General features: G+C 59.7%; 22 protein-coding genes. 8 read left to right on the top strand and 14 right to left on the bottom strand.

The genetic code is table 11. The annotated features are described in order from the left end of the window. Positions 1–172 precede the first annotated feature (172 nt). The 3 genes from dcd to ABD720_RS13785 all read left to right on the top strand — a co-directional run bounded on the left by dcd (position 173) and on the right by ABD720_RS13785 (position 3,690). Positions 173–739, top strand: a complete 567-nt coding sequence (dcd, locus tag ABD720_RS13795) for a dCTP deaminase (RefSeq protein ID WP_344763914.1) — start codon at positions 173–175, stop codon at positions 737–739. Between the two features lie 105 nt (positions 740–844). After that, positions 845–2,752: a UvrD-helicase domain-containing protein gene (locus ABD720_RS13790; protein WP_344763913.1), complete on the top strand. Its 1,908-nt coding sequence runs from the start codon at positions 845–847 to the stop codon at positions 2,750–2,752. Positions 2,753–2,829: 77 nt separating this feature from the next. Continuing rightward, on the top strand, positions 2,830–3,690 hold the full coding sequence (locus ABD720_RS13785; protein WP_344763986.1) for an ankyrin repeat domain-containing protein: 861 nt from the start codon (positions 2,830–2,832) through the stop codon (positions 3,688–3,690). Between the two features lie 465 nt (positions 3,691–4,155). Here ABD720_RS13785 and ABD720_RS13780 read toward each other — a convergent pair whose 3' ends face one another. The 7 genes from ABD720_RS13780 to ABD720_RS13750 form a co-directional block, all read right to left on the bottom strand. Continuing rightward, positions 4,156–4,584 (bottom strand): hypothetical protein, encoded by a 429-nt coding sequence (locus ABD720_RS13780; protein WP_344763912.1) that lies wholly within the window; start codon positions 4,582–4,584, stop codon positions 4,156–4,158. Then, positions 4,532–5,149 (bottom strand): nucleotidyltransferase domain-containing protein, encoded by a 618-nt coding sequence (locus ABD720_RS13775; RefSeq protein WP_344763911.1) that lies wholly within the window; start codon positions 5,147–5,149, stop codon positions 4,532–4,534. Before ABD720_RS13775 ends, ABD720_RS13780 begins: the two co-directional genes overlap by 53 nt. Positions 5,150–5,302: 153 nt before the next feature. Then, positions 5,303–7,555, bottom strand: a complete 2,253-nt coding sequence (locus ABD720_RS13770; protein WP_344763910.1) for an Orn/Lys/Arg family decarboxylase — start codon at positions 7,553–7,555, stop codon at positions 5,303–5,305. 138 nt (positions 7,556–7,693) lie between these two features. Further along, positions 7,694–8,275: a DUF4337 domain-containing protein gene (locus ABD720_RS13765; protein ID WP_344763909.1), complete on the bottom strand. Its 582-nt coding sequence runs from the start codon at positions 8,273–8,275 to the stop codon at positions 7,694–7,696. A 2-nt stretch (positions 8,276–8,277) separates the two neighbouring features. Further along, positions 8,278–8,778, bottom strand: coding sequence for a dihydrofolate reductase (locus tag ABD720_RS13760; protein ID WP_344763908.1), 501 nt, complete (start codon positions 8,776–8,778; stop codon positions 8,278–8,280). Between the two features lie 120 nt (positions 8,779–8,898). Further along, positions 8,899–9,273, bottom strand: a complete 375-nt coding sequence (locus tag ABD720_RS13755) for a hypothetical protein (RefSeq protein ID WP_344763907.1) — start codon at positions 9,271–9,273, stop codon at positions 8,899–8,901. A 98-nt stretch (positions 9,274–9,371) separates the two neighbouring features. Next, positions 9,372–9,551, bottom strand: coding sequence for a hypothetical protein (locus tag ABD720_RS13750; protein WP_344763906.1), 180 nt, complete (start codon positions 9,549–9,551; stop codon positions 9,372–9,374). Here ABD720_RS13750 and ABD720_RS13745 point away from each other — a divergent pair. After that, positions 9,535–11,247 (top strand): immunoglobulin domain-containing protein, encoded by a 1,713-nt coding sequence (locus ABD720_RS13745; RefSeq protein ID WP_344763905.1) that lies wholly within the window; start codon positions 9,535–9,537, stop codon positions 11,245–11,247. The two genes, ABD720_RS13750 and ABD720_RS13745, sit on opposite strands and share 17 nt — an antisense overlap. Positions 11,248–11,325: 78 nt before the next feature. Here ABD720_RS13745 and thyA read toward each other — a convergent pair whose 3' ends face one another. Then, positions 11,326–12,120, bottom strand: a complete 795-nt coding sequence (thyA, locus tag ABD720_RS13740) for a thymidylate synthase (RefSeq protein WP_344763904.1) — start codon at positions 12,118–12,120, stop codon at positions 11,326–11,328. A gap of 329 nt (positions 12,121–12,449) precedes the next feature. Between thyA and ABD720_RS13735 the strand changes: the two genes are divergently transcribed. Further along, positions 12,450–13,481, top strand: coding sequence for a hypothetical protein (locus ABD720_RS13735; protein ID WP_344763903.1), 1,032 nt, complete (start codon positions 12,450–12,452; stop codon positions 13,479–13,481). Between the two features lie 15 nt (positions 13,482–13,496). On the opposite strand, the gene ABD720_RS13730 is transcribed toward ABD720_RS13735, so the two are convergent. From ABD720_RS13730 to ABD720_RS13705, 6 genes are all read right to left on the bottom strand, one after another. Beyond that, a complete protein-coding gene (locus ABD720_RS13730) occupies positions 13,497–13,832 on the bottom strand; it encodes a YnfA family protein (protein WP_344763984.1) in 336 nt (111 codons plus the stop codon). 129 nt (positions 13,833–13,961) lie between these two features. Continuing rightward, positions 13,962–15,782 carry an ABC transporter transmembrane domain-containing protein gene (locus ABD720_RS13725; RefSeq protein ID WP_344763902.1) on the bottom strand — a complete coding sequence of 607 codons (1,821 nt, stop codon included), beginning with the start codon at positions 15,780–15,782 and terminating at the stop codon, positions 13,962–13,964. Next, the gene (locus ABD720_RS13720; protein ID WP_344763982.1) at positions 15,779–16,843 is read right to left on the bottom strand and encodes a lipocalin-like domain-containing protein; all 1,065 of its coding nucleotides are present in this window, start codon (positions 16,841–16,843) and stop codon (positions 15,779–15,781) included. The genes ABD720_RS13725 and ABD720_RS13720 overlap by 4 nt, the downstream gene beginning before the upstream one ends. Beyond that, on the bottom strand, positions 16,843–19,365 hold the full coding sequence (locus ABD720_RS13715; protein ID WP_344763901.1) for an ABC transporter permease: 2,523 nt from the start codon (positions 19,363–19,365) through the stop codon (positions 16,843–16,845). The genes ABD720_RS13720 and ABD720_RS13715 overlap by 1 nt, the downstream gene beginning before the upstream one ends. Next, positions 19,362–20,039, bottom strand: a complete 678-nt coding sequence (locus ABD720_RS13710) for an ABC transporter ATP-binding protein (protein WP_425547978.1) — start codon at positions 20,037–20,039, stop codon at positions 19,362–19,364. The genes ABD720_RS13715 and ABD720_RS13710 overlap by 4 nt, the downstream gene beginning before the upstream one ends. Then, positions 20,036–20,251, bottom strand: coding sequence for a TIGR02450 family Trp-rich protein (locus ABD720_RS13705; RefSeq protein WP_344763899.1), 216 nt, complete (start codon positions 20,249–20,251; stop codon positions 20,036–20,038). Before ABD720_RS13705 ends, ABD720_RS13710 begins: the two co-directional genes overlap by 4 nt. Before the next feature lie 137 nt (positions 20,252–20,388). Here ABD720_RS13705 and ABD720_RS13700 point away from each other — a divergent pair, with 137 nt between their 5' ends. The 3 genes from ABD720_RS13700 to egtD are packed head-to-tail and all read left to right on the top strand — an operon-like array spanning position 20,389 to position 23,011. After that, complete coding sequence (locus ABD720_RS13700; protein ID WP_344763898.1) at positions 20,389–21,498, top strand: transglutaminase-like domain-containing protein; 1,110 nt, start codon at positions 20,389–20,391, stop codon at positions 21,496–21,498. Positions 21,499–21,513: 15 nt separating this feature from the next. Continuing rightward, entirely contained in the window at positions 21,514–22,032 is a 519-nt protein-coding gene (locus ABD720_RS13695; RefSeq protein WP_344763897.1) for a TlpA family protein disulfide reductase, read from the top strand. 10 nt (positions 22,033–22,042) lie between these two features. After that, a complete protein-coding gene (gene egtD, locus ABD720_RS13690) occupies positions 22,043–23,011 on the top strand; it encodes an L-histidine N(alpha)-methyltransferase (protein ID WP_344763896.1) in 969 nt (322 codons plus the stop codon). The last annotated feature ends 1 nt before the right edge of the window (position 23,012 follow it).

Below are 23,012 nucleotides of genomic sequence, written 5' to 3'. Positions count from 1 at the left end.
AGCGATTTTTGGTTGACGATGCAAAAGAGATCGACCCGGATCTGATGGGTCGGTCTCCAGCAACAATTTGGCCGGGTTCCATGCGACTTTTCACGTAAAATCCGCTACCTGCTGCGTTGTTGCAATCAATGCCGGCGCAGTTCCCGCCCTCCAATCACCGCACGAGACAACAATGAGCATCAAATCCGACAAGTGGATACGCCGCATGGCCGCCGAGACCGGCATGATCGAACCCTTCGAGCCCGGCCAGGTGCGTGAAGCCAATGGCCAGAAAATCGTTTCCTACGGCACCTCGTCGTACGGCTACGACATCCGCTGTGCCGATGAATTCAAGATCTTTACCAACATCAATTCGACCATCGTCGACCCGAAAAACTTCGACGAGAAATCGTTCGTCGATGTCAAAAGCGATGTCTGCATCATTCCCCCCAATTCGTTTGCCCTGGCGCGCACGATGGAATATTTCCGGATTCCGCGCAGCGTGCTGACGATCTGCCTTGGCAAATCGACCTATGCCCGCTGCGGCATCATCGTCAATGTCACGCCGTTCGAGCCGGAATGGGAAGGCTATGTGACGCTGGAGTTTTCCAACACCACACCATTGCCAGCGAAGATTTATGCCGGCGAAGGTTGCGCACAGGTGCTGTTCTTCGAAAGCGATGAAGTCTGCGAAACCTCATACAAGGATCGCAATGGCAAGTACCAGGGCCAACGTGGCGTGACGTTGCCGAGAGCCTGATCGAGCGCAAATCAGCGTCACCTAAATCGCTGGCGGCTACGGCAGGCTGATTCTGTCGCCGTCGCAGATAGTCCAATTGCGGTTTGCCTGCTGGTCGGAAATGCCATGAAAGTTCTTCAATACATCGGCCTCGATACCACCGGGGTCACTGCGGCCTACCGCAAAGTCGTCGCCGCCATCGAGCGCGATGACTTCGCCGGTGCGCAGGCCAAAAAACTGGTCAGCCACAGTCACGCCAAGTTCTATCGCGCCCGACTGAATGATGCCGACCGACTGCTGTTTTCGCTGGTGCGTCATGGCGACGAGGTGTGCGCCCTGATGCTGGAAGTGATCCTGAACCACGATTACGACAAGTCGCGATTTTTGCGCGGTGCCGTGATCGATGAGGCGCGCATTCCCGACGTTGACCTGGCCGAAGCACGGCAGGAAGCGATGCAGGACCCCACACCGTTGCGCTACCTGCGTCCTGACTCGACTACCGTTCACCTGCTCGACAAACCGATTTCGTTCGATGCGGCCCAGGACGAGATTTATCATCTGCCCGCCCCGCTGATCGTGGTCGGCAGCGCCGGTAGCGGCAAGACTGTACTGACCCTCGAAAAGCTCAAGCAGGCCACTGGGGAGGTGCTGTATGTAACGCACTCGACTTTCCTGGCGCGCAATGCCCGCGACCTGTATTACGCCAATGGCTACGAACACCCCGGGCAGGATGCAGTGTTTTTGTCGTACCGCGAATTCCTCGAAACGATCCGTCAACCGGCTGGCCGCGAGGCGCTGTGGCGTGATTTTGCAGGCTGGTTCGATGGCGTGCGGGTGGGTTTCAAAGGCATCGATGCGCATCAGGCTTTCGAGGAAATCCGTGGCGTCATCACCGCCGGCAGTGCGGGCGTGTGCGATCGCGCTGCTTATCTGGCGCTCGGTATTCGCCAGTCGATTTTTGCTGCGGAACAGCGTCCGGCGCTGTACGACCTGTTCGACAAATACCGCGCCTGGCTGGCTGCTGCCGGCCTGTTCGATGTGAATCTGATCGCACAGCAATGGCAATCGCTGGCCGCGCCGCGCTATGACTTTGTCGTCATCGATGAAGTGCAGGACCTGACCGCGATTCAGCTGGCGCTGGTGCTGCGTACGCTGAGGCAGCCCGGCCAGTTTCTGTTGTGCGGTGACTCGAACCAGATCGTGCATCCGAATTTTTTCTCGTGGGCGACGGTGCGCAGTGTGTTCTGGCACGATCCGGCGCTGGCCGAGCGGCAAGCCCTGCGCGTCCTGACGACCAATTTTCGCAACGGCACTGCCGCCACCCGCGTGGCCAACCAGCTTCTGAAAATCAAGCAGCAGCGCTTCGGTTCGATCGACCGAGAAAGCAATTTTCTGGTCGACAGCGTCGGCGGCACGACCGGGCAGGTTGCGCTGATGGCCGACAAGGACACCGTCAAGCGCGAGCTCGATCGCCAGACGCGCCAGTCGACCCGCTTTGCCGTGCTGGTGATGCGTGATGAAGATAAGGCCGCAGCGCGCCAGCATTTCGGCACGCCGCTGCTGTTCTCGATCCACGAAGCCAAGGGCCTCGAATACGACAACATCGTGCTGTACCGGTTTGTCTCGGACCATCGCGCCGAGTTTGCCGGCATCGCCGAGGGTGTCGACAAGGCCGCGCTGGAGGTCGACTCGCTCGAATACCGCCGTGCGCGCGACAAGTCCGACAAGACGGCCGAGGTCTACAAGTTTTTTGTCAACGCGCTGTATGTGGCACTGACGCGGGCGGTGTCCAACCTGTATCTGGTCGAGTCCGATACCATCCATCCGTTATTCGATCTGCTCGACCTGGCCACCGGAGGCGCAGTGCAGGTCGATAAGGCCGCTCGTCGATGGAAGACTGGCAGAAGGAAGCCCGCAAGCTCGAACTGCAAGGCAAGCAGGAACAGGCCGAGGCGATCCGGCGCGACATCCTGCGCCAGGCGGCGGTACCGTGGCCGGTCTTCGATACTGATAAAACCCGTGAGCTCCTGGTGAAGGTTTTTCGAGATCAGGCACCGGGCAACAAGCAGCGCCAGCAACTCTATGACATCGCCACCTGTTTCGATTTGCCGATGCTGGCGAGGCGGCTGGCGGTCGAGGCGAAATTCGAGGTAGCGCGCAATTTTGATGCGCAACGGACGGCATTGCAGGGTAAAAGCTATTCGCCCTATTTCACGAATCACTTCAAGGACGTGCTGCGCCAGTGCGATCAGTATGGTGTCGACCATCGCTTGCCACTGAACCAGACGCCGCTGATGGTGGCTGCCATTGCCGGCAACATCGCGCTGGTTGAAGCCTTGCTGGAGCGCGGCGCCGATCGCGAAGCCGTCGATCACTATGGCTGGAACGCGCTGCACTGGGCCATGCGGGAAGCGTTTCGCGACGAGGCTTTTGCGCGCGGGCCGTTTGCCCTGCTGTATGAATTGTTGGCGCCCTCTGCATTGGATGTCAGCGCAGCAGACCGGTTGGTCCGACTCGACCGTCACATGGCGGAATATTTTTTGTTTCAGACCATGTGGGTACTGTTCTCGTCGCGCTTCACGCATTTCCAGGATCGGCCGCATGGCGCATTCGACACTGCGGCGATCCTCGATGTCTGGCAGTATCTTCCGCCCAATGTGGTGTGGCCCGAACGCAATCTGCGCCGGCACATCTCTCATATCCTGTCGCGTAACGAGGTCGCGCGTGATTATGCGTACAACCGGGCGCTATTCGTGCGGGTCCAGCAGGGCTGGTACCAGTTCAATCCCGGCTTGCGGGTGCGCCGCAGCGTGCAGGGTAATGAAACCTGGGTGCCGGTGTTCGAGGCATTGAACCTGGGGTTGACTGCCGAATTTGCGCTCGATTTCATGGTCAGTCGTGCTGCGGGTTTTCTGGAGAGGGCTGGGCTGCCGGCGCCAGTAGCGCCGATTGGGGCCGATCGGGCGCGCTAGTTGTTATAGACGATGCTGCGTGACTTCATGCTGCATTTGTTAGTTTCTCAGGCTTGGTTTGTGTGGTGTGGGTCTTTACCGCAGTGTGTAACTCGGGCATTGAAGCCAGCCCTTACAAGGTGTTCGTCGAGTCGCAAATTTCACCACGCGAACTACCGGCTGTTGGGCTGCGAAGCCCAACATGCGTCAAGCTCCGTAAGCGATCGGAGCAAGTGGAAGCGATTCGGCTCCCTCGGGTAACGACTGGCTTGATGCTTCGGAGCGCTAACAACTTCCGCTACCGAAGACTGTACAACAACCTCACAGGATGCTTGACGCATGTTGGGCTTCGCAGCCCAACGGTTCGGCAACGTCACCGTCGCTGTTTTTCTGTCCGACGCCCACCGTGAAAGGGCTGGCTGAGAAGCCCAAATGACGGAACTTCAACCGTCGCTGGTGCCAGTCTTTCTCGAGGCAATACGATGCTCAGTCTGTGATCTGCTCTCGCAGATCAGGTACTTGTTGCTGTAGTCGGGTTACAAGGTTAATGAGTTCCTTTACCAGTGCATCGTCGACATCCAGGTGCCCTTCATATTCAGCCAGGTTTCGTTTCTTGTGGCAATAGTCAAGAATGCGCCAGTCGTCGGCAGTCCATCCCAGCGTGTGTGGCAGGCATTGAAAAACCAGATAACGGTCTTCACTACGGTAGCCAGACGCACGCAACGCCGCCAGTGCGAGTGCGTGTGATGCGTCATAGGCGAGAGTAAAACGGCTGGCCAGCGTCAAGCCCGGATTTTGTGCATCGGTTGCGCGTTCCAGGGCGGAGCGCACGAGGCCGTCAAATTCACGCAGGCTGGAAGGTTCAGGCTTGAGTTTGCGAATCCGGACCAGGTTCGCCAAGGCGTCTGAGTTCATCATCGTTTCCAATCAGAAAAATTTTAGGTTGGTCCAATACCCGCATCAAAAAATGCTGTTGTTCATGCCGCCGTTTTCTGAATTCCTCCGGCGTGTACATTGTCGGATTGATGACACGGCCCAGTGCCTGTTGAGCTGGCGACAGCGTTGACAACAGCGTCCCATAGCTCATCTCGTCGCCCACCAGCATCAGATCGACATCACTTGCTGCGGTTTCGGTTGCTTTGGCGACGGAGCCATAGACAAAAGCCACCTGCACGGTTTGCAAGAACGGGGCGAGGACGGCCTGGAGCACGCCTGTCAGACCAAAGGTTTTTTGTATCATTCCATACAATTCCGGGTAGACAGGATGATCCCTGTTTGCCCGGAAGCGACGCATATTGCCAATCCGTTGCGAGGTGATCAACCCGGCTTTTTCCAGTCGTGTCAGTTCACGCTGCACCGACGCACTGCCGAGTCCGGTCAGTCGAATGATTTCATTGAGATAAAAGGCGTTGTCGACCCGCACAAACAGCAGGGCCAGAATTTTTTGAAGGGAGGGAGAAAATAGCGCGTCAGCAATCATGTGCAAAATATTAGCATGATAATGCCAATAAATAGCATGCTGGGCGATGACATGTCATCTCATTACGCTTATGCGTGAAGAGCTCCCGCCGGCACAACACCGTGCCAGCAAGACTATGCTGCCCGATCAGCGTCGGGCAGCAAATTTGCCGAATTACTTGCGCACGCAATCCACAAAATACCCGCGCTTGCCATCGACTTCCCGCGTCACCAGACCATGCACATCGGTCTCGAAGCCCGGGAATTTCTCATTGAAATCCCGTGCAAAGCGCAGGTAATCGACAATCGTGCGGTTGAAGCGCTCGCCCGGGATCAGCAGCGGAATGCCCGGTGGATACGGGGTCAGCAGGATCGACGTGACGCGGCCTTCGAGTTCGTCGATAGGGACCCGGTCGATTTCGCGGTGCGCCATCATCGCAAATGCATCCGATGGTTTCATGGCCGGCTGCATGTCCGACAGATACATCTCGGTGGTCAGGCGGGCGACGTCGTAGGCCTTGTAGAAGTCATGGATCTGCTGGCACAGATCACGCAGGCCGATGCGCTCGTAACGCGGATTGGCAGCGGCGAATTCCGGCAGGATGCGCCACAGCGGCTGGTTCTTGTCGTAGTCGTCCTTGAACTGCTGCAGCGCCGTCAGCAGCGTGTTCCAGCGGCCCTTGGTAATGCCGATGGTGAACATGATGAAGAACGAATACAGCCCGCACTTTTCGATGATCACGCCGTGTTCCGCCAGATACTTGGTCACGATCGAGGCCGGGATGCCGGTCTCGCCGAACTTGCCGTCGAGCGACAGGCCCGGGTTGATGATGGTGGCCTTGATCGGGTCGAGCATGTTGAAGCCCGGCGCGAGGTTACCGAAACCATGCCAGTCATCTTCGGCGCGAATCATCCAGTCATCGCGCTCGCCGATACCGTCTTCCGAAAAGGTGTCCGGCCCCCAGACCTGGAACCACCAGTCATGGCCCCATTCGAGATCGATCTTTTTCATGGCACGGCGGAAGTCGAGTGCTTCCAGAATGCTTTCTTCGACCAGTGCGGTGCCGCCCGGTGCTTCCATCATCGCCGCTGCGACATCGAGCGAAGCGATGATCGAATACTGCGGCGAGGTCGATGTGTGCATCAAATACGCCTCGTTGAACGCATCCTGATCGAGCTTGACAGTTTCGGATTCGCGCACCAGGATTTGCGAGGCCTGCGACAGGCCGGCCAGTAATTTGTGGGTCGATTGCGTCGAAAAGATCATCGACTTCTTGGCGCGCGGACGGTCCTTGCCGATCGCGTGCATGTCCTTGTAGAAGTCATGGAACGTCGCATGCGGCAACCACGCTTCATCGAAATGCAGCGTGTCGATTTCGCCATCGAGCATCGTCTTCAGGGTTTCGACGTTGTAGATCACGCCGTCATAGGTCGATTGCGTGATGGTCAGGATGCGCGGCTTCTTGTTCTTGGCTTCGCGGGCAAACGGATTGGCCTCGATTTTTTTGCGGATGTTTTCCATCGTGAATTCCGACAGCGGAATCGGGCCGATGATGCCGAGGTGATTGCGCGTTGGCATCAGAAACACCGGGATCGCGCCGGTCATGATGATCGAATGCAGGATCGATTTATGGCAGTTGCGGTCGACCACGACGATGTCGCCCGGCGCCACCGTCGAATGCCAGACCATCTTGTTGCTGGTACTGGTGCCGTTGGTCACGAAGTAGCAGTGGTCGGCATTGAAGATGCGCGCCGCATTGCGTTCGCTGGCGGCAACCGGGCCGGTATGGTCAAGCAGCTGGCCGAGTTCTTCGACGGCGTTGCAGACGTCGGCGCGCAGCATGTTCTCGCCAAAGAATTGATGGAACATCTGTCCGATCGGTGACTTCAGGAATGCCACGCCGCCGGAATGTCCCGGGCAGTGCCACGAGTACGAACCGTCGTTGGCGTAATGCACCAGCGCACGGAAGAACGGCGGCGACAGCCCATCCAGATATGACTTGGCTTCGCGGATGATGTGGCGCGCGACGAACTCGGGCGTGTCTTCGAACATGTGGATGAAGCCGTGCAGTTCGCGCAGGATATCGTTGGGGATATGGCGCGAGGTGCGGGTTTCGCCGTACAGGTAAATCGGGATATCGGCATTCTTGTGGCGGATTTCTTCGACGAAGGCGCGCAGGGACTTCAGGGCGTGGTCGGTTTCTTCGAAGGAGCCGGCGCCGAATTCTTCATCATCGATCGACAGGATGAAGGCAGAGGCGCGCGATTGCTGCTGGGCGAACTGGGACAGGTCGCCGTAGCTGGTTACGCCGAGCACTTCCATGCCTTCTTTTTCCATGGCGTCGGCGAGGGCGCGGATGCCCAGGCCAGAGGTGTTTTCAGAGCGGAAGTCCTCGTCAATGATGACGATCGGGAAGCGGAATTTCATGGTGTTCTCCAGTGGCCGGATTGGTCACGCGGCAAGTGAAACGCACACCGGGTCAGGTGGCGTCGTGGATCAGGAAACGAATTTTCGCAGAAATGCAGCGGCTGTGGGAGGTCCGTTGGATGATTGATTTTCAAGAATTTAATGACCAGCCAGCAAATGCGGAAACCACGCCAGCAGGCCCAGCCCGAGACCAATCGCGGCAATCCCGTAGGCCATGTACTGCATCCACTTGCGGCGCGTCAGCAGCGTGATGGCAGCCAGTGAAATCGCGATCTGTTCGGCAGTCGTGGCCATGGCCCAGCGATGATGCTGATGCATTTGCTGCTCGGATTGATGATCAAAATCCAGCGAGGCGGCTTCGAGTTTTTCTGCCGCTACCTTGATGTCTTCCTTTTCAAGTTTGTAGCGTGCGGCATCCGCCTTGTACTTCTCGACATTGACACCCGGCAGCGCCATCGCCAGTTCGGCCAGATTCTGCTTGTTCGATTTGGCCTGGTAATAGTTCCACTGGTTCGAGGCTTCGGTCTTCTTGATGGCGGCGTCGTTTTTCAGCAGCGCCGCATTGTTTTGCGTGGCACCGCCCAGATAGCCGAACAAGGCACCGACGGTGGCCAGGATCGCGGTCATGACCGCAATGCGGCCCGAGAATTTGTCGCCATCATGGGCGGCGTGTTCGACCGCATGATCGTGCGGTCCGTGGACATGAAAACCTTCTGACATGACTAGCCTTGTGCGGTTGGGGAAGTGCGTTGGTAGGTGACGAAATCGAAGTCGAATCCGTTGGCGTCGGAGTGATGCGATTGCCGTTCGGTTTCGCGCCACTGTGCCGGATCGATCGCCGGGAAAAAGGCGTCACACTCGAAGCGCTGGCCGATGGCGGTGACGATCAGGCGATCCGCCAGCGGTAATGCCAGGCCATAAATTTCGGCACCACCAATGACGAAGACCTCGGCTGGCGCGCACAGGTCCAGCGCGGCCTGCAGCGAAGCGACGCGCTCGACCCCGTCATGGTGCCAGTCCGGATTGCGACTGATGACGATGTTGTGACGGTTCGGCAAGGCGCGCCCGATCGACTCGAAGGTCTTGCGACCCATCAGGATCGGATGGCCGCTGGTGGTGCGTTTGAAATGCGCCAGGTCTTCCGGCAGTTTCCATGGCAGCGTGTTGCGGATGCCGATGCCACCGGCGTTATCGGTGGCGACGATCAGGGTCAGTCTTGTCATGGTCAATGGCGGCGTCCGGTGTTTTTTGGATGGTTCGTGTGCCCGGATTATACCGGCGTGGGCGCAGGGTTCGGCAATTGCTCTTGTGCGACAACTTCGCCGCGACTGTTGCAGAAAACGTCAGATCGGCGCATCACCCTTGTTGGTTTGCCCCGACGTTTCGTCACGACTATTGCGGGAGATCGGCCACTGTGGCAACGCGCCGACCGAGCCGTCACTGAAAGCCTCATCGACACAGTATTTTTGGTTGTTTTTATTAAAAATCAACCAGGAGTAGTCGGCATGAAAATCAGTAGGCAGTACAAGTTTTGGATCCTCTCTGCAGCCAGCGCGTTGGTGCTGGCAGGGTGTGGCGGCGATAGCGGCAGCGGTACCGGGGCAGTTGCCGAGACACCGCCACCGACGTCGAATGACGTGCCCGCGACATCGGGCCGCATAGCCGGTATCGTCGTCGCCAGTGACACCGGACTGCCGCTCGGCAGCGTTCTGGTGCAAGTCGACGGCAAGTCGGTGACCACCGCCGCGGATGGCAGTTTTAGTCAGGATGGCATCACTGGCAAAGAGCGCGCGGTATTGCGCTTCGTGCGCGACGGCTATGCCGATGCCTTTGCCACCACCGCCGTCAGCGGCGGCGCAACCGCCAGCGTCAATGCGCGCATGGCACCGATCTCTGCCAGCGCCACCTTCGACAACAGCGCCGGCACCACAGTCAAGGACAGCATCACTCCCGCCAGCGTCACGCTGCCACCGTCCAGCGTGGTCGATGCAGCCACTGGCGCCGCACCGCAAGGCGCCGTCACCGTCAAGATCGCCGCCATCAATCCGGCCACCAATCCCGCCAACATGCCGGGTGACTACACCACCAGTACCGGCGCCAATATCGAAAGTTTCGGAGCGCTGTCGGTGCAGTTACGGGATGCGGCGGGCAAGGCGCTCAATCTGGCATCAGGGCAGAGCGCGACGATCCGTATCCCGCTCGCCAGCCGGTCGGGTTTGCCGCCGCCGACGGTACCGTTGTTTTACTTTAACGAGACGACCGGATTGTGGGTTGAGGAAGGCGTTGCAACGTTGGCGGGGGTTGCGCCGAATCAGTATTACGAGGGGAGCGTGAAGCATTTTTCGACGTGGAATGCTGATAAAGCTTTGGATTCGATTTTCGTCAATGGCTGTGTGTCGAGTGCTGACGGTAAATCACTGGATGCGGTGCCTGTGATAAGTAGCGGTATTGATTATTCTGGCATTGCATCTACCCGTACCAACCCAGAGGGAAAATTCCGTGTCGCGATGCGTCGCAATTCGCAGGCCACTATCGGCGCTGCTTATACACGCGTATCGAATGGAGTTCTGGCTGGACCATCAACCACTGACATCACGTTGCCTGAATGTCTGAAGCTTCTGCCGCCGGGAACCGTGGTGGCTCCCGCGTTTCTTTTGGCTCCGGCGTCAATCAGTGCACCGAACGGAACGCCCGTGTATTTCAGGACTACGATGACCATTGCCGGCAATTTCAGTTACCAGTGGTCACGCAATGGTCGCCCGATTGAAGGCGCGACGCTCTCCACGTTTCTGGTGCCTGCGGTTGCTTTGACCGACGATCAGGCACAGTTCACGGTGACGGTGACCAACTCTGCCGGATCGGTAACCAGCTCTGCGGCGAAGTTGACAGTGACCCCTGCTACACCACCGGCCGAATTGGCAAGCCTGATCCGGTTGCTGTTCCAGTCTTTTGGTATGTCCGGGATGGTTGCTGCACCGTTGAACGAGTTCACCAAGGAAAATGAAATAGACCAGACGTTCTGGTTGAATCCAGCCAATGTCTGCCGTACCGGTAGCGCCACTGGTACCTTCAACGGCCAACCGATTCCTGTCGGCACTTTGGTGGCGACAGGCAGCAACCGTGTTAGTGGCACGTTCAACGATTGTGCCAGTATCAACAGCAGGGATACTTTGAGCGGTACATCCAATATCAGCTACACGCTCAATGCCGAACTGACGCAATTTAACCTGACTGGCGATATCAGTGATTTCCGACTCAGGTCGGACATCGGTACTGCGGAAGAGTCTAGCCTGACCGGTAACGGCAGCGCGCAATTCACGCTGACCAAGACGAAGGCGAATGGCCTGACAAATTCTTTGGTGACATTTGCGCCATCGATCGGGTCGACATTACGCAATAACCTGACCGGTCAGCTGACGCAATTCACCGGTGGCGATAGCGCGCTTACTGATCTCGAGAACGCGGCGAAAAAAAGCATCGAATCAAGCCTCGAACAGCGCAATCTCCGTTTCATTTTAGATGGCGTCTCGTATGCATCGAACGGGAAGCTGTCTTCCAAGTATGCTGTTGACGGTACCTTCAGCGGCTCAGGACAGCTGAGCCTGATGCGCAATGGATTTCAGGTTGGTCGACTCTTCATCACACCGGAAGGATATTTCGTTGATATCAACGGCGTGGTGCAGCGCCTCTGACCTGGTCAGATAATGCCAATGCCTGAATAAAAAAAGCGCCTGCCGCATTCCGCGACAGGCGCTTTTTTCATGCCATCGTCAAACCGCCACCGGCGCCTTGATATGCGCATCCGGCGTGTACCCGGTAATCTCGAAATCATCAAACCGATAATCGAATATCGACTCCGGCTTGCGCTTGATGACAAGCTTCGGCAGCACTTGCGGCGTGCGCGACAGTTGTAAATTCACTTGCTCCATGTGGTTCGAATACAGGTGGCAATCGCCGCCAGTCCAGACAAAATCCCCCACTTCCAGCCCCGCCTGTTGCGCCATCATGTGCGTCAGCAGCGCATACGAAGCGATGTTGAATGGCACCCCCAGAAAGATATCCGCGCTGCGCTGATACAGCTGGCACGACAGCTTTCCGTCGGCCACATAGAACTGGAACAGCGCATGGCAGGGTGGCAATTTCATTTGCGGGATGTCGCCGACGTTCCAGGCCGAGACGATCATCCGGCGCGAATCGGGATTGGTCTTGATCTGCTCCATCACCTGCGTGATCTGGTCGATATGCCCGCCATCCGGTGTCGGCCACGAGCGCCACTGGTAGCCGTAGATCGGACCGAGATTGCCTTCGGCATCGGCCCAGTCGTCCCAGATCGAGACACCGTTTTCTTTCAGGTACCGGATATTCGTGGCGCCATCGAGGAACCAGATCAGCTCATGGATGATGGATTTCAGATGGAGTTTTTTGGTGGTGACCAGCGGAAAGCCGTCTTGCAACGGAAAGCGCATCTGGTAGCCGAATACCGAGCGGGTGCCGGTGCCGGTGCGGTCGGTTTTTTCGGTGCCGTGCTGCTGCACGTGGCGCATCATGTCGAGGTATTGTTGCATCGCGAAGGCTCAGGAAAAGTGGATGATTGTAGCTTATTGGCAGCCCTGTTATCGCGCTTGCCTTGCTCAAGAGTGGCGATGTCGGGTCGGTACGGGTCATGGCTCGATACCGGTAGACGACCCGCTTCACGACCCGCTTCGCAGGGCGTCAATAAGCGCAGCGCAGTGCGCCGTCTACGCATTTGCTACAGGTCTCGGGCTTATGAAGCCGGTGATGGATTGGCTTCGTACTCTGTGGTGGAACCACGAACAACCGGCACACCACTTAGCCCTATCAAGCCATTGCCTGCGTCATTGCCCAGCGAGCATCCATACCGAAACGAGCCACGATGAATATTTTCAAGCGCATCTCGAATTACCTGTTTCCAAAACCTGCATCCGTGCATCCTGAGCCGAGCTCATCGCGCAGGCCGCTCCTGCCTGGAAATGCGAGGTCGCACCACGAGCCATCGCTGCCGCCAGGATTGAAAGGGAAAAATCCTCGTGAGCGGGCGATACGTAACACCATAGAGAAAAAATTATCCCGTCCTCCCACCATGGTCGAACCCGCAGCTGCGGTTGCACGTTCGCCCGCGTCGAAGCGGGCCGGGCCAGCTACAGCATCGTTGAAGAACCCGACTCACCGGTCCAGGCCAGTGAACCAACCTCAAGCGTCGAGTCGATCCGCAGAAGCAGTGCGCGCGCGCATCAAGGCCTCTGACGCCTACATTGACGAAGAAACGATTTATGAGCTCGAAGGCGGCGGTTGGGGAAATATCCGTGGGCGTCTGGGTGATGATCCGCAGGACCGGAAGGCGACTTTGCCAAGGAAATCAAGGCGCGCGGACACTGCTGCCGCCGCCTCGCCCGTGGCGCGGGCAGTGTCTTCTGATCCTTCTCGTGAAGTACGCCGTGCCCGCCCCGTGAAAACATTAGCCATCGACCAGATCGTCCGGATGCGTATCGATGCCCTGTCGCAAAAGCAGACAAAGACTAGCGCTTCAGGTACGAAGTCCGGCGGCGTCAAACGGGCAAGAGACGAATCGACTAATACCAGTGCGTCGGCAATCAAGCGCCCCCGCACTCCGGAATATTTGCAGCGTCGCCAGGCAGCCTTGGACGACTACATTCAGGAAGAAACGATTTACCCGCTCGACGGTGGCGGTTGGGGAAATATCCGGGGCCGCCTCAGTGTCGATCCCTTTGCCAGAAAAGAGGCGTCAACCACGCAGCGAGACGCCATCGTGCCAGTTGCGGACAGCGCCATGGCGTCGGCCAATGTGGCACCTGCGGTCAGGAGTCAGTCGCATCGCGTGCAAAAGTGGACCCCGTCGCTGGCACCGGTCCCGGAACAGCCAGTGCCCGAAGCCGGGCGTGACTAGCGCCGTCGCTGCCGTTTAGCGCATTTGCGGCTGCAGCACGATGACTGCCATGCCGGCCAGCGCCAGCCCCGCACCCGTCAGGTCCCAGCGCGTCAAGGCAATGCCATCAACCAATCGCAGCCACAGCAAGGCGACCGCGATATACACGCCGCCATAAGCAGCGTAGACGCGCGCCGCCGCCGCCGGATGCAGTGTGAGCAGCCAGGAAAACAGCGCGAAAGCAAGCGCTGCCGGCAACAGCAACCAGGCCGACTTGTCTTGTTTCAGAACCAGCCACGTCAGGTAACAGCCGACGATTTCGGCCAGCGCAGTCACGCCAAACAGTCCGCCTGATTTCAGTAATTCCAGCATGGTGTCTTTCATCGAGGCGGTTACGTGGGATGTGTTGGATGCCGTTTGCCTCAAACACCGTCAGACAGGCTTGGTGGCATTGGCCGATGCAACGTCAACAATTGAAACGCGCACAGCCGCCTCGCGCCGTTATCCCTGAACCCCGAACTGCAACGCCGCCAGACTCGCATACAACCCGTCCTGCGCAACCAGTTCCGCGTGCGTGCCGGTCTCGACTATCCGTCCATGCTCCAGCACGACAATCCGGTCAGCCCGCTTGACGGTGGCAAGGCGATGCGCAATCACCAGTGTGGTTCGGCCAACCATGGCCGCTTCCAGCGCGCTTTGCACCAGCCGTTCGGATTCGGCATCGAGCGCGCTGGTGGCTTCATCCAGCAACAGCAACGGCGGGTTCTTCAGCAGCGCACGGGCAATCGCGATGCGCTGGCGTTGGCCGCCTGACAGGCGTACGCCGCGCTCACCCAGGAATGACTGATAGCCCTCCGGCAAGCGCTCGATGAACTCGTGGGCTGCGGCCATTTTGGCGGCGGCGATGACCTCATCGTCGCTGGCGCCATCGCGGCCGTAGCGGATGTTTTCCATGGCATTGGCCGAGAAGATCACGGTGTCTTGCGGCACGATGCCGATCGCACCACGCAGCGTGTGCAAATCAAGTTCGGTGATGTCCACGCCATCGAGCAGGATGCTGCCGTGTTGCGGGTCGTACAGGCGCAGCAGCATCTGGAACAGGGTGGTCTTGCCGGCGCCGGACGGACCGACGATGGCCACAGTTTCACCGGCCGGGATCGTCAACGAAAGGTGTGCCAGCGCCGCGCTGTCGGGGCGTGATGGATAGTAAAAAGTGATGTCGTTCAAGTCCAGCGTGGCGCCACCAGCGGTTTGCGGTGGCAGTGCTTTTGGATTGGACGGCGACTGGATCGGTGATTCTTCGGCCAGCAATTCCAGCAGGCGTTCGGTGGCGCCGGCAGCACGTTGCGCTTCACCCAGCACTTCCGACAAGGCACCGATCGAGCCTGCAACGATGGCCGCATACAGGATGAACTGGCCAAGCGAGCCACCGGTCATGGTGCCTTCGATGACGGCATGGGCACCCAGCCACAGCACGAACACGATCGCGCCAAACACCAGCAGGATCGCGATCATCGTCAGCAACGCGCGGGCGCGGATGCGGCGCATCGCGGTCTGGAAGGCATCTTCGACCAGTCGTCCGAAGCGATTTGATTCGATTTTTTCGTGGGTAAATGCCTGCACGGTGGGCATCGCGTTGAGGATCTCGCCGGCCATCGCGGAGGCGTCGGCGATGCGGTCTTGCGAGGCGCGCGAGAGTTTGCGCACGCGCCGGCCGAACACGACGATCGGTGCCACCACCAGGATCAGTGCGCCAAAAATGATGGCGGTCAGTTTGACGCTGGTGATGAACAGCATCGCCATGCCGCCGATGAACAGCAGCACATTGCGCAGCGCCATCGAAATACTTGTGCCGACCACCGACTGGATCAGCGTGGTGTCGGTGGTCAGGCGCGACAGCACTTCGCCGCTCTGGGTGGTTTCAAAAAATTGCGGACTTTGCGTCACCACATGCGCGTACACCGCGTTGCGAATGTCGGTGGTGACTCGTTCGCCCAGCCACGACACCATGTAATAGCGGGCTGCCGTCGCCACGGCCAGCACGCTCGCCACGCCAAACAGCGCCAGGAAGTACAGGTCGATATGGGCCGCGCTTTTGATGCCGTTGCCGCCGAAACCGAGATCGATCATCTGCTTGAAGGCATACGGCACCGCCAGCGTCGCGCAGGCCGCAATCACCAGTGCGATGCCGGCCAGGATGAACTGGCGACCATAGGGTTTCAGGAAGGGGAATAGTTCGGCCAGGGTGGCGAGACTGGTTTTTTTTGCGGGTTCGGCAGGGGTGGTCACAGGTTTTGCAGCAGTCGCAGTTGTCGTTGTCATAGTTTCAGAGGTTTTACGTAGCCGGTCATTTCCAGGTAGCCGCGGCCTGTGGGTTGGCCGTCGCGCAGGATCGTCACGCCGCCTTCCCAGTACACCGAACCGGTCGACTGGCGCGAATCGAGTTCCTGATCATCTTGTAGCGGAATCAGTTGCCAGCGCGTCGTGCCGGTCGTAATGGTGGTCGCCACCGGGTACGACGCGCTGGTGCGCGGCGAGCGCCAGTGGCGATCCGGCGTGAAGTGTACTTGCTCCGGCGTAAACTGCGTTACCGCGCCGGATTTTTCTCGCAATGCAGCATGTGCCCAAAGTTTATCACCCCGCTTGTTACGGATCTGAAAAACCATCAGTGCCGCGCCATCGTCGAGGTTGGCACCGACCCAATCCCAGCCGCTGGCATCGGCATCGAGCACGCTGGTCGACCACTCGTGATCCAGCCAGGCGGTGCCGGTGATGGCCACTGGCGCACCGTTGCGGGTGAGCTTGCCGCTGACCTTGAGTTGCGGCTGGCTATAGTAATAACTGGCCTGTTCAATCTGCGGCCCCTTGCGTGAAAACCCGCCATCGCCTTGCAACAGGGGCGGCTGGCTCGGCGTTAGCGTCAACTGCAACGTGAATTCACGGCCGCGCACGCTGGCCTGATAGCTGCCGTCGGCATTGCGCAGCAAGCGCCAGTCGTCCAGCCTGATATCGGTATTGCCTTCACGCGCGTATGCCAGGTCGAAGCCGGCGCGGGCAGTGCGCTGGTCGTGCTGCAGTTTGCCGATGGCCGGGTCCGACAGGGCTGCGTGGGCGATGATCAGTTGCGACGGGGCGAAGGCGCTCGGATTGCTGCGGTCATGGTCGGTGGCGGAGCGAAAGAACGTGATCTGAAAACCCAGCGGCTTTTTATCCGGGGTCTCGATCCAGCCGGTGGCGTACCACCATTCGGTCCGAAACGCCGGATGCGCGCCGAAGTCGGCCGGGAACTGCAATGGCACGGCCGGCTTGACGGTGTCGAACACCGGTGGCGCGGCAGCGCACAGTCCGGCCAGCAGTAGCAGACCCAGTGCAAGCCAGCGCATCACCAGTCCTCCCGCACCGCGCGCACCGCATCACCGGCCACCGCGCGCGACCCTGCCACCACGGCGGTCAGCGCCGACGACACCAGCAGCAGGCCGGCTACCGACACCAGCATTCCCCACGGCATGTGCAATTGCATACTCCAATGAAACGATTGTGGATTGACGATGAAGATCAGCACCAGGCTGATCACCCATCCCAGAACGAAGCCCACCAGAATACCGATCCCGGACAGCAGGCCGCCTTCGGCACCGAGCACCAGCAGGATTTGCCGGCGCGTCACGCCCAGATGGCGCAGCATGCCGAACTCCTTGGCCCGCGCCAGCGTCTGCGCCGAAAATGTCGCCGCCACACCGAACAGACCGATTACGATCGCGACGACTTCCAGCAGGTACGTGACGGCAAAGCTGCGGTCGAAAATTTTCAGGCTGATTGCACGGATTTCGCCGGGGTCGGCGAACTCGACTGCGCTACCGAACGGCAGCGCCCGCACCGCCTTGATGATCTGATCGGTCCCCACGCCCGGCTGGAAAAACAGCGCCGCATCGGTGACGTCCAGATCGCCCGTCAGGCGCTGGTAATCGGCCAGACGGATCTGCACCGCGCCGGACTGCCGGGCGTAATCGCGCCAGACGCCGACCACCATGAACGGCGGCGCGTTCGCGCCCAGCGGCAGTCGCACTTGCTGGCCGACCCGGTAGCCATACAAATCCAGCATCGCTTCCGATACCCAGACCGGCAGCACACCGGGTCCGAGCTTGCGCGCATCGATCACGTCATCGGTCAGCGGCAAGGTTTTTTCGGGCGCGCTGACGCTGATCGGCCGTGCCAGCAGCACCACCGCCGGACGGGCCGGGTCCAGCGTCAATGGCAGCGTGCGCAGAAATTCGGTGCGGTCGAGGCCGGGCAGAGCGGCCAGCAGAGTTTGTTCGGCAGGTTTCATGGCACCGGTGTCGCCACTGGAGGCCGAGCGCACATACAGGTTGGCCGACAATAACTGCACCAGCCAGTCATCGACCGAGACCCGAAAACTCGACACCATGATCGCCATCGCCACCATCAGGCTGAAGCTCGACAGCACGCCGCCCAGCGCGATCGAGGCCTGGTTGGGTGCGTTCGCCAGCCGTGCCAGGGCCAGCATCGACACGGTGGTGCGCTGCCCGCGTCGGGCCAGCGCCGTAAACACCACCACGGCCAGTCGTGGCATCAGCGCGATACCGCCTATGAGCAGCAGCGCGACGGCCAGATAACCGAACAGCGGCAGCTCGAACACCGGCGGCAAACGCGTCAGCAACGCCGCCAGCAACAGGCAGGCCAGTGGCGGCCATGGCGTGGCGAGGCGTGCCAGCGCACTGTCTTCGCTGCCGGATTTGAGTGCCGGTGCCGGTTGCGCGCGGGCCGCTTCGAGTGCCGGCGCAAGACTGCCGAGCAGCGCAATCCCGGTTCCCAGCACAAAGAAAATCGCCGCTGTCACGCCATTGAATTGCAGGCTGGGCCGCACACCCGGGAAGTAGCCGCCACCGAGGTCGCCGCCGAAATAGTGCAATGCCAGCGCCGCCAGCGCCGTTCCGCCCGCCAGCCCGACCAGCGAACCCAGCGCGCCCAGCAAGCCGCCTTCGAGCAAGACCTGCCGCAACAGCAGGCTGCGCGTAAAGCCAATCACGCGCAGCAATGCAAATTGCGAACGCCGCCGCAGCACCGACAAGGCCTGCGTCGAAAACACCAGAAACGCGCCAGTGAACAAGGCCACCAGCGCCAGCACGTTCAGGTTGACCCGGTACGCGCGCGACATGTTGGCGCTGCGGGCTTCCTGGTCGGCACTCTCGGTGACCAGCAACGCGCCGCCAAATTCCTTCGTGAGTGCGTTGCGAAATGCGTCCCGCGAAACACCATCCGCCAGTTTCAGATCGATGCGCGAGACCTTGCCAAGCCGCCCGAAACGCCATTGCGCCGCCGCGATATCCATCACGGCGATGCGCTGCCCTGGCCGCGCACGGACGATGCCGCCGGCCACGCGCAGGCCGATGGTGCCGGTGCCGCTTTGCAGTCGCAGCGTATCGCCGGGCTTGACGTTCAGCCACGACTGCGCGGCGGGCGACAGGAAGATCGCGTCGTCGGCCAGCGTGTCGAAGGGCTGATCGGCGGCAGGCACGCCCAGCAGGTCGGGCGCCAGCGCGGCGGCGCGGAAGATATCGATGCCGATGATTTTCAGGGCGCCGCGCTGACCGGGAATGGTCGCGTCGATCTCCAGCACCGGGTTGGCCAGCACCACACCGTTGTGGCGTGCCAGCTGCGGATACCACTTTTCATCAAATAGCGGCTGCGCGCCGCGCACCTGCAGGTCGGATTGGCCTGACAGGCTTTTTGCCGCTGCCGAAAACTCGTTGAAGGCAGCGCCATTGATCAGGTCGATGGCAAAGCCGAGGCCGACACCCAGCGCGATCGCGGCAATCGCGGCCAGTGCCCGCAATGGATGGGCGCGCCATTCGCCGAACACCAGCCAGCGCGTCAGGACCGACGTCATGCGGCTGCGGGAAGCGCTTGCAAGCCGGCGCTGGTCAGTATCAGGATGCGGTCGGCGGTGGCGGCGGCGGCCAGCGAATGGGTCACCATGATGGCCGATGCGCCATTGGACTTGATTTCGTCGCGCAGCAGGGTCAGCACGTCGTGGGCGGTGTCGGGGTCGAGGTTGCCGGTCGGTTCATCGGCCAGCACCAGCTTCGGGCGATGTACCAGCGCCCGTGCAATCGCAACGCGCTGCAATTCGCCGCCCGACAACTGGCGCGGAAAATCATTGCCGCGTCCTTGCAGGCCAACCTTGTCCAGCATTTCGGTGGCGCGGGTCATGTCTGCGCCATTGAGCAGCAGCGGCAGGCCGACGTTTTGTGCCAGCGTGAGGTGCGGCAAAACATGGAATGCCTGGAAAATGAAGCCGAGCTTTTCACGGCGCAGGTGAGTCGCCTGATCGTCGGTCAGACCCGAGATCGGCACGCCATCGATCAGCACGGTACCGGCATCCGGTGTATCCAGGCCTGCGATCAGGTTCAGCAGCGTGGATTTGCCGACGCCGGATTCGCCCATGATCGCGACGTATTCGCCGGGCTGCAGGATAAAGTCCAGATGCGTCAGCACCACCCGGCCATTGCCGTAGGCTTTTTTGACGGCGCGGCATTCGAGTGCCGGTACCTGCATTGTCATTTCCATCCGACTACCCAGACTGTGGTGTCTTCCAGTTCGCGCCAGGCGATGGTCTGGATGCGCTGCGAGTGGACCGCTTGCAGATCCACGTGCGTGATCGGTGAGCCATCTTCCGGAAGGATCACTTTTGACACCAGAAAGTGCTTTTCACGATTGACGGGTATCAACGCGGTCCACTTTGAAAGCAGGAGTTTTTTGGGGGAGATCGGCATGCGACGGTTCGTTATCGAATAAGCTAAACTTCGGCTAGTTTAGTGTGGATTGCAGCACAGGGTAAAAACAGGCGATGTCGCCGCTTGTTGATCCCCGCATTTCTTCCGGCCAATTTCTTTCTTCTAGGATCGTCATCATGGATCGTCGCAGCTTTCTGAAAACCTCCGCCATCGCTTCGGCGGTATCGTTCGCACCGTTCGGCCAGGCGGCGTTCGCTGCTGACACTGCCAACACTACAACCACTGCCAACGAACAATGGCGCACCTTCGATATCACCACCCGCGTCGAACTCAACAGCACCGGCGCCGCCGGGGTCTGGTTGCCGATTCCAACCGTCAACACCGATTACCAGAAAGTCATGGAAACGACCTTCAAGGCCGAGGGTGGCAAGGCGCAAATCGTGCAGGACCCGAAGTACGGCGCCGGCATCCTGGTCGCTGAATTCTCCGGTGCCGAAAAGCCCGTGATCGAAGTCACTACCCGCGTCATGACCCGCGACCGCGCCGTCGACCTGGCTGCAGCACCGGGCGGCGCCGAACTCACGTCGGCCGAGCGCAAAAAATATACCGCGGCCACCGATCTGCTGCCGACCGATGGCATCGTGCGCCAGACCGCCAAAGAAATTACCAAGGATGTGACGACCGATGTCGATCGCGCACGCGCGCTGTACGAATGGATCGTCGATAACACCTACCGCGATGCCAAAGTACGCGGTTGCGGCGTCGGCGATATCAAGTCGATGCTGGAGTCCAAAAACCTCGGCGGCAAATGCGGCGACCTCAATGCCCTGTTCGTCGGGCTGGCCCGTTCGATCGGCATTCCGGCGCGTGATGTCTACGGCATACGCGTTGCCGATTCAAAGCTCGGCTACAAATCGCTGGGCAAGTCCGGCGACATCACCAAGGCACAGCACTGTCGCGCCGAATTCCATCTGGCTGGTTACGGCTGGGTGCCGGTCGATCCGGCCGACGTGCGCAAGGTCGTGCTCGAAGAAGGCGGCGGCTTGCCACTGACCGATGTCAAGGTCGAAGCGGCGCGCAAGCGCCTGTTCGGTTCGTGGGAAATGAACTGGCTGGCGTTCAACTATGCGCACGATGTCCAGTTGCCCGGCGACGTCAAAGGCAAGATCGGCTTTTTCATGTACCCGAATGCGACCATCACCGAAGACGGCAAACCCGCGCGCGTCGACAGCCTCGATCCGGACAACTTCAAGTACAAGATCACCTCGCGTGAAATTGTCGGCTGACCCGATCTGATGCGTATGTACTGTTTGATCCGGACCTGGGCCGCTGCCATGGTCCTTTTGATGTTTTCCATGGTGGTCCATGCCGAAGCTGCGTGGACCACGTACTCGACTCCGGGTGGCCAGCCACCGCCAGCGCTGGTGCTCGATGACCTTGAAGGCAAACCGGTTGACCTGGCCAGCCTGAAAGGGCAGGTCGTGCTGGTGAATTTCTGGGCCACCTGGTGCGAGGGCTGCAAGGCCGAAATTCCTGCACTGAACCGCCTGCAACAGACCTTCAAGGACCGCAAGCTACAGGTCCTTGGCATCAACATCGGTGAAGGCAAACCACGCATCGCGCAATTCACGCAGCGCATTCCGATCCAGTACAAGGTGCTGCGCGACGCCGATTCCGACGTGATGAAGGCATGGCGCGTGCGTATCATGCCGACCAGTTTTCTCATCGACAAGCAAGGCAAGCTGCGCTACCAGCTGGTCGGTGATGCGGACTGGGATGATCCGAAGATTCAGGCACCCGTCCTCGAACTCTTGAAATAGGAAACTGACCATGGCGCAATTTATTCAGCGTTTCCATGCCGACAAATCGGCCATCCGCGATGAACTGAACGTGGGCCTGCATGCGCCACAGGCAATGACCTCGCCCAAATATTTATACGACGCACTGGGCTCGAAATTGTTCGAGGCGATCTGCGAGCTGCCCGAGTATTACCCGACCCGCACCGAGGCCGCGATCTTTGCTGCCTACGCCGACGAGATCGCCACCTCGGTCGGCACCGGGCGCACGCTGGTCGATATCGGTGCTGGCAATTGCGCCAAGGCGGCGCGACTGTTTGGCGTACTGCAGCCGGCACACTACGTACCGATCGATATTTCGGTCGACTTCTTGCGCGACTCGGTCGATACCCTGCAACAGCGTTTTCCGGCGATGGAAATCACTGCGCTTGGCGTCGATTTTTCGGCGCCGTTTGCCTTGCCTGACAACGTCGGGTCAGCGCAGCGACTGTTCTTTTATCCGGGTTCATCGATCGGCAATTTCACGCCAGCCGAGGCGACCGACTTCCTGGCGCGGCTGGCGCAGGCCGGTGACAACGACGGTGGCTTGCTGATCAGCGTCGATCTGATCAAGGAAACCGCGCTGCTCGACGCTGCCTACGATGACGCGCTTGGCGTCACGGCTGCCTTCAACCTGAACCTGCTCAATCATCTCAATACCGTGCTGGAAGCGGATTTCGATGTGCGCAGCTGGAAGCACATCGGCTTTTTCAATGTTGAGCACAGCCGCATCGAAATGCATCTGGAATCGCGATTACTGCAGACCGTGCATTGGCGTGGCGGCAAGCGCAGCTTTGCGGCCGGCGAGCGGATCCATACCGAGAACAGCTACAAGTACACCATCGCCAGTTTTACCGCGCTGCTGGAACGCGCCGGCTTCAAGCCGCAGCAGGTCTGGACCGATCCGCACGGCTGGTTCATGGTCTGTCATGCCAAACCGATTTCCCGGCCAGGAGGAATGTAAC

Source organism: Actimicrobium antarcticum (assembly GCF_039536745.1).
In the GTDB taxonomy this organism is placed as follows: Bacteria; Pseudomonadota; Gammaproteobacteria; order Burkholderiales; family Burkholderiaceae_D; genus Actimicrobium; species Actimicrobium antarcticum.
Note: the sequence above shows the minus strand (reverse complement) of the source record. Positions and strands in the feature narration are given on the sequence as shown.